Origin of the sequence: Methylomonas sp. ZR1 (genome assembly GCF_013141865.1) — a bacterium.
Lineage (GTDB): Bacteria > Pseudomonadota > Gammaproteobacteria > Methylococcales > Methylomonadaceae > Methylomonas.
The window spans coordinates 4,234,668-4,249,919 of record NZ_RCST01000001.1 but is presented as its reverse complement, the minus strand read 5'-3'; the positions used below and the strand labels follow the sequence as shown (position 1 = coordinate 4,249,919).

The window sequence follows — 15,252 nt, the reverse complement described above, 5'->3', positions numbered from 1 at the left end:
TCCCCCACTTAAAATACCAAATATTTTAGCAATAGCCCCAAGCGTCAAGCATACTTACCCGGTAACCAGCCACGCTCGACGCATTCCCGAAAATTCCATTGCGGCATATTCTCGGTTTTATAACTCCAGAAAAACCAGCCCAGATACTTTTCGAACACGGCCAGTTGGGCGGCCGCGTAGCCGCGACAAGCGATATCGAACTGCATGTCGTCCATCTGCGTATGGACATGATCGAAAGGCCCCTCGGCCCAAAGCGCCGCCAGTTTTGCATCCAACCCCAAACTCCATTCGCCGACGTAGGTCGGCAAACCCAGGCCGCTGATAATCTCGTCAGCTTCTGCTTTCCAATCGCAAACCACTTTTTGCAGATGCCGATAAATATCCCTGTCGATATCGTCCTGTACAAAACATTGATAACGGTGTATGTCAAAGATCACATTACCATGCTCGGGCGACTGTAAAAAACCGGCGTATTCGCGAAACGACCGGAAACCATCATGAAATATCACCGCCACCTGTTCGGCCGGACAATGGCGGCGAATGCGCCAATAAGCGGCTTCGGTGTAACGTTTCAACAGTTCAGTATCCACATCCCAGCGCGGCTCGTTTAAGATCTCAATTCCGTGCAAAGCCGCGTGTTTGCCGTAACGCTGGGCCAATCTCTCGAGGGTCTCCAGGGAATAGTCGATATAGCTGTTTTGAGTATGCCACTCGCAAACGTCCTGGATGCCGCCATTATCGAAACCGTTCTGACAGCCGGGAGCGGCATGGAGATCGACAACGACCTTTAAGCCAAATTCTTCAGCCCAATCGAAAGCCCGGTCAAGCACCTGTATGCCGCCGCCGACAAAAGGAAATCGCACGGCGCCGAAACTATGATGATAGGGATAATCGGCTGCGAACAGCCAATAGCCAACCGGGATGCGTACCGCATTGATCCCGACTTGCGCCAACCAGGCAAAGTCGGCGCGGGTGATGAAGGTTTGCCAATGTTGCTGCAAACGGGTTTCGGCTTCGCGGCCCAATTCGACGCACCAACTGGTCTCGTCCCTGGCATTCAACCCGGCAAACAAACTGGGCGTCATCCATTTTTCTAAAACCAACCAACCGCCCAGATTGACCCCGCGCAGTTTATTGGCAGACATCCGGATAACCTCGGTAGTGCGGACGGCTTAGCGCGTTTTTTTTAGCAGAGCGTAATCCGCCGCTTGTACAAGGCCTGTATATTGGGCACCTTGGTGATGGTCAGGACAGCGGAATCCGTGAGCCTTTTATGGATTAGATTGACCATGTCCACTTCGCTGTCAGGGTCGAGCGAATCAAAGGCTTCCTGCATCAATATCCATTTGGGTTTGTGCAACAACAGCCGCACCAAGCCCAAGCGTTGTTGTTGTTCGCGCTCAAGATTCTTTTCCCAATCCGCAACCTGGTCGAGCTGTTCCTCCAACTCTTTCACTCCGGCCAGTTGAAGGGCATTTTCAAGTATCTGTTGATCGAAAGTGGAGGGATTGGATGGGTAGCAAATTGATGCGCGCAAGGTGCCGGTAGGCAGATAAGGACGCGGCGGCATAAAAAACATGGTTTCATCATCCGGCAATTCAATTATGCCTTCGCCCCATGGCCACAGACCTGCTATGGCTTTGAACAGCTTGTTACCGGAAAACGCATTGCCGGCAATCAACACCCGCTCTCCGGCCTTGATTTCTTCATTGAGAGTGGACACGCAGACGATTCTGTCCAACCGCGAAATGCATAAATCGCGAAACGCCAATACGGATTTGTCGCTTTTCACCAAGCGAATCCGATAGGGGTCGGGCTTGGCTATTTCGCGTTCCAATTGCTCCAGGGCCTTGCTCAATCCCAAAACTCGCTCGACAGAGGCCCGCCATTCCGCCACTTTACCCATATTGTCAACCGGCCAGGACAAAGCCGCGACCATTTGCTGGAACGCCTGCGCGGATTGCATCAACGCTCCCAGGCTGATCGTACCGAGAATAAAGCGCGGCGCCGACACCAAGATAGGAAATGCCATAGACAATATCGAATAACCGGAACTGAACATGGTGATCCGCTGCCAGGCATGGGTTTGTTGATTCCAGGCATCGACAATGTTTCCGAATAAATGATGAAAATGCGGATTCTCATGGCGCTCACCGTGGATCAAGGCAATGGCTTGCGCATTCTCCCGGGCTTTGACCAGCGCGAAGCGGAAATTGGCTTCCACGGTCTGTCTATTGTCGGTAGCCATGGTGAGCGGCTTACCTATCCACCAACCCAGCGTGGATGCGCTAGCGGCGTAAATCAGCGCCAACCAGACCAAATGGCCTTGAACCGGGATTTCGACCAAACCTAGATTTACCGTAACGGTCCCCGACAAGGTCCAAAGGATCTCGGTAAAACTGGTCAACAACAGCACGCAGTAAAAGAAAGTGTGTAACAGATCGATTGCGTATTCAGTGGAAATGCGGACATCTTCGGCGATGCGTCCGTCAGGATTATCGTGCTGACCCGGTAAGTGGGTAACCAGATAATGCCGGCCGTCGCGCATCCATTGCCCGATCAATTTATCGGTTAGCCACCCCCTCCAGCTCAGTTGCAAGCGACGTTTGACGACCAAATGGGTTGCCGTGATTGCCATATTCGCGATAAAAATCAAGACGATCAGCCCAACTTGGGTAAACAGCCTCGACATAGAGCGCTGCTCCAAGGCATCGAATAAATCCGCGCTCCATTCGGTAATAATGACCGACACCGCAATTTGCGCCACTGTTAACGCGACCAAAAACGCCGATAAGGTCCGAATGGTCGTCTTATTTTCCGAGCACCAGAAGGGGCCGGCTAATCGGACGAATTGCATAAAAAATTTGCTGGTTGTTCGCAAGGCCATACTCCTCGTTTAAGGTCGTCGCGCAATATAACAAAATTAATCGCATCGACAACCATCAAATGTGCTGGCGCGCTGCTGGCTGCGCATCAGAATGAGTCTAGGCTTCTGTGTTTTATGACAAAAAAGAGAAAAACAGCGGTGGGGATGTTTGACGAGTTTGTGACGAGCGCTGTAGCGCTCGTCGGTACAGAGGTTTTGCGCTCAGCGCTTCATCGAATCGAAAAATGCGGCGTTGGTTTTAAAGTCCTTGAGTTTGCCCAGCAAAAACTCGGATGCCGCCAATTCGTCCATTGGCTGTAGGATTTTGCGCAAAATCCAGGTTTTTTGCAGTTCGTCCGGATCGACCAGATATTCTTCGCGGCGCGTGCCGGAGCGGTTGATGTTAATGGCCGGATAGATACGTTTTTCAGCGATTTTCCGCTCAAGGTGCAACTCCATGTTACCGGTGCCTTTGAATTCCTCAAAGATCACCTCGTCCATCCTCGAGCCGGTTTCCACCAGCGCGGTTGCGATGATGGTCAAGCTGCCGCCTTCTTCGATATTCCGCGCCGCACCGAAAAAACGTTTAGGTTTTTCCAGCGCGTTGGCGTCGACACCACCGGACAACAGTTTGCCGGAAGACGGTACCACCATGTTGTAAGCGCGGGCCAGACGGGTAATCGAGTCTAACAGGATAACCACGTCGTGCTTGTGTTCAACCATGCGCCGGGCTTTTTCGATGACCATATCCGCCACTTGTACGTGGCGGGTAGCCGGCTCGTCGAAAGTACTGGACACTACTTCGCCGCGCACGCACCGTTCCATCTCAGTCACCTCTTCCGGGCGCTCGTCGATCAGTAGTACGATCAGATAACACTCGGGATTGTTCTCGGCAATCGCATGGGCGATGCTTTGCATAATCATGGTTTTACCGGCTTTCGGCGGCGAAACGATCAGGCCGCGCTGACCTTTACCGATAGGGGCAATCAAGTCGATGATACGGGCGGTTAAATCTTCACTGGTGCCGTTGCCTTGCTCCAGGCGGAAACGTTTATTGGCAAACAGCGGTGTCAGGTTGGAAAAGGAGATTTTGTTTTTGGATTGTTCTGGCGATTCGAAGTTGATGCTTTCGACCTTCAACATCGCGAAGTAGCGTTCGCCTTCCTTCGGCGGGCGGATTTTGCCGCTAACGGTGTCACCGGTGCGTAAACCGAAACGTCTGATCTGGCTGGGCGATACATAAATGTCGTCGGGGCCCGCCAAATAGGAGCACCCCGGTGTTCTTAAAAAACCGAATCCATCCGCCAATATCTCCAAAACCCCATCGCCAAAAATATCTTCCCCACTCTTCGCCTGTTTCTTCAAAATCGCAAAAATCAATTCCTGCTTTCGGGCTCTGTCGATGTTTTCGAGACCCAAGGATTCAGCGATTGCAATAATTTCAGTGGCTTGTTTAAGTTTTAACTCGGTAAGATTCATGTTGATTAAGGGAAATGAAAGAAATGCAAAACAGCAGAGTGCTGTTTACAGCGGCAGGTAGTTGTTGGATTTGTTAAGGACGTTCAGAATGCGAAGAAGCAAGCGGGGAAAATTCTAGCGCAATAACCGGACTTATCAAAAACATTTTTAATAAATCCGGTGATTCGGCTTGATTTATATGTTGCTATCGATAAACGCAGCCAATTGGGATTTGGTTAAGGCGCCGACTTTAGTCGCTTCCACTTCACCGCCTTTAAAAAGCATCAAGGTCGGGATGCCGCGCACACCATAGTGCTGCGGGGTTTTGGGGTTTTCGTCTATATTCAGCTTGGCAACGGTGAGTTTGCCTTGATATTCGGATGCAATTTCATCCAAAACCGGGGCAATCATTTTGCATGGACCACACCATTCTGCCCAATAATCGACCAACACCGGCGCACCGGCTTTCAACACAGTTTCATTAAAATCAGCGTCTGATACATGAAGGACTAGGTCGCTCACGCCATTCTCCATTAGTTTACAAAGTCAAGACTATAGTTTCGCGGCGCTTTAATTGTCAATCGATTTCAACCGCGCGGCTTTTTAGTTTATTCTATCGGGCTATGAAGAAAACACATTTGACGGAAACACGTTTTAGCAATTTGGAGCTGTCCGACTCCATCATTAAAGGTCTGAAAGAAGCAGGATTCATCAACTGCACACCCATTCAGGATAAATCCCTACCGCTGTCGCTAAGAGGCAAGGACATTGCCGGCCAAGCCCAAACCGGCACCGGTAAAACCGCTACGTTTCTATTGGCGACCTTTCAGCACCTGATCAACGACGAAAGCGAAAAAATCAAGAACCCGCGCGCGCTGATTCTCGCTCCAACCCGCGAGCTGGCGATCCAGATTCACAAAGACGCGGTGGCTCTGAGCAAATATCTGAATCTGAAATTTGCATTGATCTACGGCGGTACCGACTATCAAAAGCAGTTGGATAAAATCAAAGGCAATGTCGACATCATTATCGGCACACCGGGCCGCATTATCGATTTCTACCGGCAAGGCGCCTTCACTTTGGATAACATCCAGGTCACCGTGATGGACGAAGCCGACCGCATGTTCGATTTGGGCTTTATTAAAGACATCCGCTTCCTGCTGCGCCGCATGCCGCCAGCGGAAAAACGCTTGAACATGCTGTTTTCGGCCACACTGTCTTATAAAGTCACCGAACTGGCTTACGAACACATGAACAACCCGGTGCTGATTCGCATCGAATCCGAGGAAGTGACTTCCAAAGCCATCAATCAGGTGGCGTATTGCCCGGCCAATGAGCAAAAAATCCCGCTCTTACTGGGCTTGCTGAAACATCACCAACCGCAGCGCAGCATCGTTTTCGTCAACACCAAACGCTGCGCCGAGCAGCTCGACGATTACCTGGCTGCCAACGGCCACAAAGTGGCCATGCTTAGCGGTGATGTGCCGCAGGAAAAGCGCCAGCGCTTGCTAAATGATTTCCAGGAAAATCGGGTCACATTATTGATCGCGACCGACGTAGCGGCCCGCGGCCTGCACATTCCGGACGTCTCGCACGTGTTCAACTACGACTTGCCGCAAGACGTCGAAGATTATGTACATCGGATTGGCCGTACTGCCCGTTTCGGCGCCAGCGGCGAGGCGATCAGTTTTATTTGCGAGGAATACGCTTACTCGATGCCGGACATTGAGGATTACATTGGCGAGAAGGTGCCGGTGCAAAGCATCACGCCGGAATTGATGGTGGAAGAAGTGATCAAGCCCCACCGCCGCGAGCCGCGCGAACGGGTCATGCCGCGCGACAAACGCCCGCCGCGTTCAGAGCACAAACCCAGAGAGCACCGGCCGGTGCGTCCAGCACCCGCTACAAACCAGGCATCAACGCCCGAAAATCCTCCACCGCCGCAAACTCAGCAACCTGCTTAACCGGCCGTTGACTATCCGGCTTGCTGATCGACACCAGATGAGCAATGCCGAACGTCCGGGCGGACGCCAGCACCGCAACGCTATCGTCTACCAGTAGCGTTCTATCCTTTGCAAACAGATGCTGGTCTTGCAGGATTTGCCAAAAACCTTGCTGCTCCTTGGCAAAGCCAAAATCGTGCGACGAAACGATTTCGTCGAAAAACCCATGCAGACAGGTTTTTTCCATTTTCAGATTCAAGCTGTCGCGGTGCGCGTTCGTCACCAACAATAGCCGCTTGCCGCTGGCTCGCACCGCATCCAAAAACTCGGTGACATGTGGATGCACCGCAATCAAACCGGCCAACTCCTGCTTCAATCCGGCGATATTCAAAGCCAATTCCTGGGTCCAATAGTCCAGGCAATACCATTCCAACTTGCCTTCCATGGCCTTGAAACGCGGCGCCAACTGCTGTTTGGCGTCCTCAAGCGTTAGACTATGCAGTTCTGCAAAGCGCAAGGGTACAAACTCCTGCCAAAAATGATTATCGAAATTCAAATCCAGCAAAGTGCCGTCCATGTCCAGCAGTACGGTATCGATTTGTTTCCAGTCGAGCATTTCAGTTTATCCCTATCATTCAATAGCGCTTGTCATTCCCAAACACGGCCTAAATTAGTTTTTTATTCTAACCGGAAAATCCCTAAGTTCAGCTAGGCTTGATGTCTATTAGAAAAAGGATTAAAAGCTTTTATATCTGTTCTGTCACGGCATCAACCGTCGAAAGGAGTTAAATTCATGAGCACCATGAAAGTGAGAACCCGTTTAGGCTTGGGTTTTAGCGGGGTCTTGCTGCTGCTGGCCATGATTGCCGGCATCAGCATCAACAGCATGAACGACCTATTGTCCAACATCGACAACATGGTCAACGATAAATTTCCGAAAACAGTCTGGGCCAATGACGTCATCGGCAACATCAACGTTATTGCCCGCTCGATGCGCAATACCCTGATTATCAAAGACCGAGCCACCATCGATAAGGAACTCGCCCGCATTCAAGACGCACGGCGAGCTATCAAGGAAAACCTGGATAAACTCGACGAGACTATTAGCAGCGCGGAAGGTAAAGCCGCACTCAAAAAAGTGTTGGATGCCCGGACACCTTACGTAAATGCCCAGGATCAGTTCATCAAATTGGCCGGCGAGGGCAAGCAAGCGGAAGCGGCGGATTTTCTGCTGTCCCAAGTCAGGAAGTTGCAAACCGAGTATATAGATTCGGTAGACGCGCTAATTGATTTCCAAACCAAGCTAATGAAACAATCCGGATTAGAAGCCAAGGAAACGGTCAATCAAAGCGTGAATTTGATTACCACGCTGGCGCTAATTTCAGTGCTGATTGGTGGCGTTGCCGGCTATCTGATCACTAAAAGCTTAATGACCCAGCTTGGCGGAGAACCCGGCTATGCCGCCGAAGCGGTCAATACCATGGCCGCCGGCGACCTTTCCGTGGCGATAGAGCTGCGGGAAGGCGACACCAACAGTTTGTTGTACGATTTAAAAGGCATGCGCGATCAGCTTAGTAACGTTGTCCAGCAAGTTCTGGGTAATGCCGACGTGTTAAGTTCGGCCTCCAAGGAAGTCAGCGCAACCGCGCAATCGATCAGCCAAGCCACCACCGAGCAGGCGGCCAGTGTCGAAGAAACCACCAGTTCCATCGAACAACTCAGCGCCTCGGTGCAACAAAATACCGAAAATGCTCATGTCACCGAACAGATGGCCGGCAAATCCGCCAGCGAGGCCAAGCAAGGCGGCGAAGCGGTAATCGAAACCGTCAATGCTATGAAACATATCGCCAAAAAAATTGGGCTGATCGAAGACATTGCCTACAAAACCAATTTGTTGTCCTTAAATGCGGCAATCGAGGCCGCCTCGGCCGGCGAACACGGTAAAGGTTTTGCGGTGGTGGCGGCGGAAGTCCGTAAATTGGCGGAGAGTAGCCGCACGACGGCGGCGGAAATCAACGAATTGGCGTCCAACAGCGTCTCGATTGCCGAAAAAGCCGGGGTGCTCATCGGCCATGTGCTGCCGGACATTGTGAAAACAGCGGACTTGGTCCAAGAGATCAATGCCGCGTCAGCAGAACAAGCCAGCGGTATCAAACAAATCAGCGAGGCCATGCGGCAGCTGGATAGAGTGACGCAACAAAACGCAGCCGCCTCGGAAGAAATGGCCGCAACCGCCGAGGAATTGAACGGCCAAGCCGAACAACTGCAAAGCGTGGTGGGTTTTTTTAAGTTAGCGAACAGTTGAAAGTACTTTCACGCCGATCTTGGCATAGAAAGCAAACCCGCGTCAGCAACCCAACCAACAACCAAGCTGTAGACCCTGAGCCGATGCCCAACAGACCAAAAATCCTCAAACAAACCGTCATCGCCCAAACCCGACAATTCTGCATCGAAGCGCTGGACCTGGAGTTTAGTAACGGCGAGCGCCGCCAATACGAACGACTGGCCCGTAGCGCCTCGCACGGCGCGGTGCTGGTGGTGCCGATGCTGGATGCAGATACTGTGCTGCTGGTTCGGGAATACGCCGCCGGCATCCATCGTTACGAGCTGGGGTTACCGAAAGGCAAGCTGGATGCCGGCGAGGATATGCTGGACGCCGCCAACCGTGAGTTGAAAGAAGAAATCGGTTACGGCGCGGCCAAATTACACCATTTGCATCGTGTATCGCTGGCGCCGGCCTATCTGGAACACACGATAGATATTATTCTCGCTGAAGACCTGTATCCGGAAAAACTAGTCGGCGACGAACCCGAAGAGCTGCAAGTGGTGCCTTGGCCCTTGAATAGTATCGATACCTTGCTAGCCAGCGGCGAATGCAGTGAAGCCCGCTCGATTGCTGCCTTGTACATGGCGTTGGCGCATCTGAGCGGGCGCGGCTGAGGAATCGAACCTTAAATCTTGAACAAGGGCTCCAAACCGTCGTCGCTTTTCCCTTTGCCGCTGACCGCTGCCGGTTTAGTGGAAAACACCTGCCAAAGAGTCTGGCCTTGCCAGTCCTGACTTTGGCCGGAATATAACAAGCGATTCAGCGCCAAAATCTCTTCACGCAGCGCCTCGTGACAATGCGCCGCAATTGCCCCCAAACTTTCCGCGCCGAACTCGGCCTTACCCCATTGCAACAAGGCCTGTTTGGCGGCCTGCGGGTTATTTTCCCAACAAGCGCGTTTCAGCGTCTTTTCCATGGCAGTTTCCGGCACTCGTTCAACAGGCTTATTCGTTGGCACTTTGCCGGAAGGACGGCGATAAAGTACAACAATAGTCAGCAGCCAGCCCAGCGCCAAGGTCGCCGATACCGCTTGCCAAAAGCGGGTGTCGCTAGTGTTGGTGACGGTAATCGGTGACGTGGTCATCGGGCTAGTTACCGGCTCTTGAGGTGCATTTGATGTAGCGGGCAATGCGGAATTTTGGGTATCCGTGCTGCCGGCTAAGGCCGTGAGCTTGACGCTAGGCAGGTGCGCGGTTTCCATTTTTTGGGTTTTGGTGTTGAACCAAACGATGTCCAGCGCCGGCAAGGTATAGTCGCCGGGTTTGGAAGGGATGAAGGCGATTTTTTCCTCGCGCAGCGCGGTTAAGCCGTCGCTGTCTTTATCTTCCTTCAGCAGCGGTTGGTCGGGATAGGTTTTGATGCCGTCGATAGCGGTTTTATCGAGCAGCTCCGGCAACTGGCCGACCGTGGTGCCTTTCGCGCTCAGTGTGAGGGTGCGGGTCAAGGGTTCGCCCACTTTGGTTTGCAAGCCGGCGTCGGACCAAGCTTCGCTGAATGTTAATGACTCGGCACTCAACCAGTTCGGGCCTTTAAAGCCGGCCGGCACCGCTTGCACGTTCAACGTGATGGCTTTGGAAGCCACCCGCCGAGTTTCGGTATCCGGCCGATTGAAGAAGCCGTTGAAACGCGGTTGGCGTTGATTGCTCAGGTATTCGGCATTCAGAATCAGCGGCGCAATGGTAAATACCCCGCTCTGTTGCGGAAAAATGGCATATTTGCGCTCGGTCACCCAATAATCCACGCCCTTGACTTGGGTAGCGTAGGTGCTGTCCTCGCCCAGTTTTTCGACCAAGGCATCCTTAATTTCCGGCTCGCTAAGGCTGGCCTGGGTAATCTGTACTTTGCGGAACAACTTCAGCGTGTACAGCACCTGCGACTGCACATAAGGTTGCTCGGGCGTAGCGGTCACGTCCAGAAATATGTCGTCGTTGCCTTGCGGAGCCGCGGTATTTTCATTCACCAGCAGTTTTAACGGCTTGCTGCTATCGGCACCGAAGGCAATCGGCGGGATAAACAACTCGCCGGCTTGTTTGGCCATCGCCCGGACTATCCATTGTTCAGTCCGGCTACTTTTGCCGTTGACCCAAGAGGAACTGGTGCTGCGCTGCTGACTGAGAATTTCAAAATTCTCCTGCAAGGGCGCAAACTCCGGATTGCCGTCCGGCTCTTCGCTGGCGGTAAAGGTGATTTGAAACGATTCGTTAAGGCCGACCGGGTTGCGGTCAACCGCTACTTGAATCTCCGCCGCCTGTATCGCGACGCTGAGCAGCATTAACAGGCCATACAGCGGCCATGAGTAACTATGTCTATGCATACAAGGGATCATTTACTTCATTGAAAATGGTTTATGAACGTCAGGGCGGTCATCGAACCAGCCGTATAACACCGGCAATACCACCAAGGTCAGCAGCGTGGAACTAATCAAGCCGCCTATCACCACGATAGCCAAGGGCTTTTGCACTTCCGAACCTGGGCCGATGGCGAATAAAAACGGCACCAGACCCAGCAAGGCTACCGTGGCGGTCATCATCACCGGCCGAAAACGCTGTTCGCAACCGCGGCGTATCGCATACTCCAGACTCAGACCGCTTTCGCGCTGGGAGCGAATATACGAGACCAACACCACTCCGTTCAGCACCGCGATGCCCCACAAGGCGATGAATCCCACCGACGCTGGCACCGAAAGATACTCGCCACTGAGAAACAGCGTGATGATGCCGCCTATCGATGCAAACGGCAGCACTAGAATAATCAACGCGGCAAAGCGCAGCGATTTAAACAACATAAACAGCAAAAAGAAAATCGCCGCGATGGTGACCGGAATGATCATTTGCAAATGCCCCAAAGCCCGTTCCATATTCTGAAATTGGCCGCCCCATTGCAGATAATAACCTTCCGGCAATTGCACTTTGTCGGCCACGGCTTTTTGCAGCTCGGCGACGAAACCGCCCAAATCCCGGTCGCGCACGTTAATCCCTACCACGATGCGGCGCTTACCCATTTCCCGACTGATCAAGGCCGGGCCGTCGTTTAAAGTGATATTGCTGACATCGCCGAGTGGCACGCGCGCGCCGTTCGCGGAGGTCAGCATCAACGCATCAATGGCACCGATATTGTTCCGAAATTGCTCCGGCAAGCGCACCGCCGCCGAAAAGCGCCGCTCGCCTTGATAAATCTCGGTAGCCACTTTGCCGGCTATCGCGGTTTCTATGACATCGTGAATGTCCGAGGCATTCAAACCGTGGCGGGCAATGGCCTGCCTATCGACGGTAATATTCAAATATTGCTGACCGGTGAGGCGTTCGACCCGAATATCGCGGGCACCGTTCACGTCGTTCGCCACCCCGGCAATGGCGTCTGCCAGGCGTTTCAGTTCAGCCAGATCGTCACCGAAGACTTTCACCGCCACGTCCGAGCGCACGCCGGTGACCATTTCATCCACCCGGTCGGAAATCGGCTGGGCCATCACCACCTGCATGCCAGGCAAGTTTTCGGTGAGTTTCGCGCTCATCGCATCGGCAATGTCGTCCTGAGTCCAGCCTTTCGGCCATTCTTCCCGCGGTTTCAATGTAACGATAGGCGTGGACTCGTTTTGCGCTTGCGGATCGGCGGGACTTTCGCCGCGCCCCACACCGCTGACCACGGTTTTTACGCCGGGGATTGCCATCACCATTTTCATCGCCTGCATCTCCACATTGATGCTTTCCTCAAGCGAAATGTTCGGCATCCGGTTAATGCCCGGCACGATGGAGCCTTCCTTCATTTCCGGAATGAACGATGTGCCCAGCAAGGGTAATAAGGCCAAGGTCGCGGCGAACACGCCAACCGCACCGCCCACCACCTTGAGCCGATTGGCCATCGCCCAATCCAGCATCCGTAAATAAATCCGCTTGATGAAAGCGATCAGCCGGGTGTCATGTTCGCCGTCGTGACCTTCCAGTAAAAAGGCACAGAGTACCGGGGATAAGGTCAGAGACACGATCAGTGAAATCAGCAAGGCAATCGCAATGGTATAAGCCAGCGGCGCGAACATCTTGCCCTCCATGCCTTGCAGCGTCATCAGCGGCAAAAATACCAGCACGATGATGCCGACACCGAACAATACCGGCGTCGCCACTTCCTGTGCCGCGGTCTGCACCACGCGCACCCGGCTGGTAGCACGGCCCTTGCGTTCGCCGAGCAAACGAAAAGCGTTTTCCACCACGACCACCGAGCCGTCGACCATTAAACCGATGGCAATCGCCAAGCCGCCCAGCGACATCAAATTGGCGGACAGACCCAGCTGATTCATCGCGATAAACGTCACCAAAGGCGTGACGATCAAGGTGCTGACCACGATCAGACTGGAGCGCACATCGCCCAGAAACAGGAACAATACGATCACCACCAGCACTATGCCTTCCAGCAGCACTTTGGTCACGGTATGCAAAGCCGCATCAACCAAATCGCTACGGTCGTAATAGGAGACAATTTTCAGGTCATGCGGCAGCATGCCTTTCGCGTTGATTTCCGCCACTCGCGCCTTGATCCGGCTGACGACTTCCTTGGCGTTGCCGCCGCGCAGCATCATGACAATGCCACCTACGGATTCGGTGTAGCCGTCCTTGAGTACTGCGCCCGCCCGAACTTCGTGGCCGATTTTGACTTCGGCAACGTCATGCATATGCACCGGTACCGAGTCTTCTTCCTTCAAGACGATATTGCCGATGTCTTTGACGTCGTTGATCAAACCGACGCCGCGAATCAGATATTGTTCGGCATAATGCGGCAGTACACCGCCGCCGCTGTTGGCGTTATTTCTGGCCAGCGCCTCGAATACTTCAGTTAATGAAATCCGGTAATGATGCAAGCGGTTGGGGTCAACCAACACCTGGTATTGCTTGACATAGCCGCCCTGGGAGTTGATTTCCGCGACGCCGGGAATTCCACGTAGCAACGGCCGCACCACCCAATCCTGGGCTTCGCGGCGCTGTTGCAATTCCTCCTGGGTCAAGGCGCGTTTCCCGTCGTCGTCGCGTTCCAAGGTATATTGATAGACCTCGCCCAAACCGGTGGACACCGGCCCCAGGACCGGATTGATGCCTTCCGGCATCTGCTGCTTCACCTCTATCAGCCGTTCCATCACCAACTGCCGGGCAAAGTAAACCTCGGTCTTATCGGTAAAGATTAAGGTGATCAAGGATAAGCCGTTCTTATTCATCGAACGCATTTCTTCCAGACCCGGCAGGCCGGCCATCGCTATTTCTAAGGGCACGGTGACCAATCGCTCCACTTCGTCCGGCGATTTGCCGGTCGCTTCGGTGGCGATTTGAACCTGGATATTGGTGACATCCGGAAATGCATCCACCGACAACTGCTGCACGGCGCGCACGCCGAACAGCGTGACCGCCACTGCCAGCACCGCCACCAGAACACGTTGATGCAGAGCGGCTGCTATTAGGCTATTAATCATGCTCTACTCCAATGTGCTGCGCAGGCGTTCGTTATTTAAATGAAACGCGCCGCCCACGACAATTTTTTCACCCGCTTTCAAGCCTTCCAGTAAGGGCCGTTTCTGCGCTTCTTCGCGGCCCAAACGTACCGGGCGCAATTCGAACCGGGCGGCCGCGGTTTCCACGAACACGAAATCCTTATCATTTTCTCTGACCACCGCCTGGCTGGGTACGATCAAAGATTGCGAACCGGGCTTGCTGATTTTTAAGGTGGCCAGCATTTGCGGCTTAAACAGACGCTGCGGATTGGCTAGGGCCATGCGCACCGTCACCGTGCGGGTGTCCGAATCGACCATATCGGCCACGTAAATCAACTTACCGCTAACTTCCTGCCCCGGCAGTGCAGGCACTTCGGCGAAGGCTTGATCGCCTTGCCGCGCCCAATGCGCTTGTTGCTCGGGAATTTCCGCCACCAGCCACAGCTGTGACAAGTCCGCAACGGTATACAAGGCGTCTGCCGGCTGTACCACCTGGCCGATGGCGACGTTACGTTCGATGACGACGCCGTCTATGCTGGCGGTAACCGGCGAAAAGGAGTGAATGCTGCGTTGTTTGTCTATGCGCTGCAAATCGGCATCCCTCATGCCCATGACCCGCAACTGGTCGGCGGCGGCGCGTAAATCCACATCCGCTTCAGTCAACACGCTCTGCCGCTCCTGAAACTCGGCTTCCGAGATCACGCCGCTTTCCAGTAGACGCTCGGCACGTTTGACGGTAATCCGCCGCAAATTGACTTGTGACGCGGCTTTTAGATAGTCGGACTGGGCTTTACCCAGCTCGGTGCTGTTCAGTAGCGCCAGACGTTCGCCTTTTTTTACCGCTTGGCCGAGCATGGCATCGATTTCGGTAATCCGCCCGGTTACCGAGGCGCCGATGCGTGCGACCCTATGTTGATCCAACTCCACCCGAGCCGAAAGATTCAACGACTCGCCGACTTCGCCGGGTTTGACTTCGGCGATGCTTAGCAGCTTTAACAGGGCGGGCGAGGCTTCCAATAAGGGTTTATGATCCGCGCCAAGGGCGGGCAAGGCAAAACTCAGCAAAAACAGCGTTGCCATAAGCGGCGAGGAGCGGAATGACGTATGGAGCTTGGCTTTCATGGTATGTCCTTTAAGCAAAAAATCTTTTCAAACAACTAACAAATCACGGGCTACTTCTACGTTGCCA

General features: G+C 53.4%; 11 protein-coding genes. 3 read left to right on the top strand and 8 right to left on the bottom strand.

The annotated features are described in order from the left end of the window. Window positions 1-44 precede the first annotated feature (44 nt). The 4 genes from DDY07_RS19315 to trxA all read right to left on the bottom strand — a co-directional run bounded on the left by DDY07_RS19315 (window position 45) and on the right by trxA (window position 4,858). Window positions 45-1,145: a glycoside hydrolase family 5 protein gene (locus DDY07_RS19315; protein ID WP_171697070.1), complete on the bottom strand. Its 1,101-nt coding sequence runs from the start codon at window positions 1,143-1,145 to the stop codon at window positions 45-47. Window positions 1,146-1,186: 41 nt separating this feature from the next. Further along, window positions 1,187-2,857 carry an ABC transporter ATP-binding protein/permease gene (locus DDY07_RS19310; protein WP_171697069.1) on the bottom strand — a complete coding sequence of 557 codons (1,671 nt, stop codon included), beginning with the start codon at window positions 2,855-2,857 and terminating at the stop codon, window positions 1,187-1,189. Window positions 2,858-3,088: 231 nt separating this feature from the next. After that, window positions 3,089-4,345: a transcription termination factor Rho gene (gene rho / locus DDY07_RS19305; protein ID WP_033157583.1), complete on the bottom strand. Its 1,257-nt coding sequence runs from the start codon at window positions 4,343-4,345 to the stop codon at window positions 3,089-3,091. A 174-nt stretch (window positions 4,346-4,519) separates the two neighbouring features. After that, window positions 4,520-4,858 carry a thioredoxin TrxA gene (gene trxA, locus DDY07_RS19300; RefSeq protein ID WP_171697068.1) on the bottom strand — a complete coding sequence of 113 codons (339 nt, stop codon included), beginning with the start codon at window positions 4,856-4,858 and terminating at the stop codon, window positions 4,520-4,522. 89 nt (window positions 4,859-4,947) lie between these two features. Here trxA and rhlB point away from each other — a divergent pair, with 89 nt between their 5' ends. Then, the gene (gene rhlB / locus DDY07_RS19295; RefSeq protein ID WP_171697067.1) at window positions 4,948-6,288 is read left to right on the top strand and encodes an ATP-dependent RNA helicase RhlB; all 1,341 of its coding nucleotides are present in this window, start codon (window positions 4,948-4,950) and stop codon (window positions 6,286-6,288) included. On the opposite strand, the gene yrfG is transcribed toward rhlB, so the two are convergent. Next, entirely contained in the window at window positions 6,227-6,883 is a 657-nt protein-coding gene (gene yrfG / locus DDY07_RS19290; RefSeq protein WP_171697066.1) for a GMP/IMP nucleotidase, read from the bottom strand. The two genes, rhlB and yrfG, sit on opposite strands and share 62 nt — an antisense overlap. A gap of 177 nt (window positions 6,884-7,060) precedes the next feature. Here yrfG and DDY07_RS19285 point away from each other — a divergent pair, with 177 nt between their 5' ends. Together DDY07_RS19285 and nudE are read left to right on the top strand one after the other, a co-directional pair. Then, window positions 7,061-8,572 (top strand): methyl-accepting chemotaxis protein, encoded by a 1,512-nt coding sequence (locus DDY07_RS19285; protein ID WP_171697065.1) that lies wholly within the window; start codon window positions 7,061-7,063, stop codon window positions 8,570-8,572. A gap of 83 nt (window positions 8,573-8,655) precedes the next feature. Next, entirely contained in the window at window positions 8,656-9,207 is a 552-nt protein-coding gene (gene nudE / locus DDY07_RS19280) for an ADP compounds hydrolase NudE (RefSeq protein WP_101053702.1), read from the top strand. 11 nt (window positions 9,208-9,218) lie between these two features. Here nudE and DDY07_RS19275 read toward each other — a convergent pair whose 3' ends face one another. Genes DDY07_RS19275 through DDY07_RS19265 form a run of 3 tightly spaced genes read right to left on the bottom strand, consistent with a single transcriptional unit; the run spans window position 9,219 to window position 15,185 of the window. Further along, window positions 9,219-10,907, bottom strand: a complete 1,689-nt coding sequence (locus tag DDY07_RS19275; protein WP_253734543.1) for a BatD family protein — start codon at window positions 10,905-10,907, stop codon at window positions 9,219-9,221. A gap of 12 nt (window positions 10,908-10,919) precedes the next feature. Then, window positions 10,920-14,045 (bottom strand): efflux RND transporter permease subunit, encoded by a 3,126-nt coding sequence (locus DDY07_RS19270; RefSeq protein WP_171697063.1) that lies wholly within the window; start codon window positions 14,043-14,045, stop codon window positions 10,920-10,922. Window positions 14,046-14,048: 3 nt separating this feature from the next. Beyond that, window positions 14,049-15,185: an efflux RND transporter periplasmic adaptor subunit gene (locus tag DDY07_RS19265; RefSeq protein WP_253734542.1), complete on the bottom strand. Its 1,137-nt coding sequence runs from the start codon at window positions 15,183-15,185 to the stop codon at window positions 14,049-14,051. Window positions 15,186-15,252 lie beyond the last annotated feature (67 nt).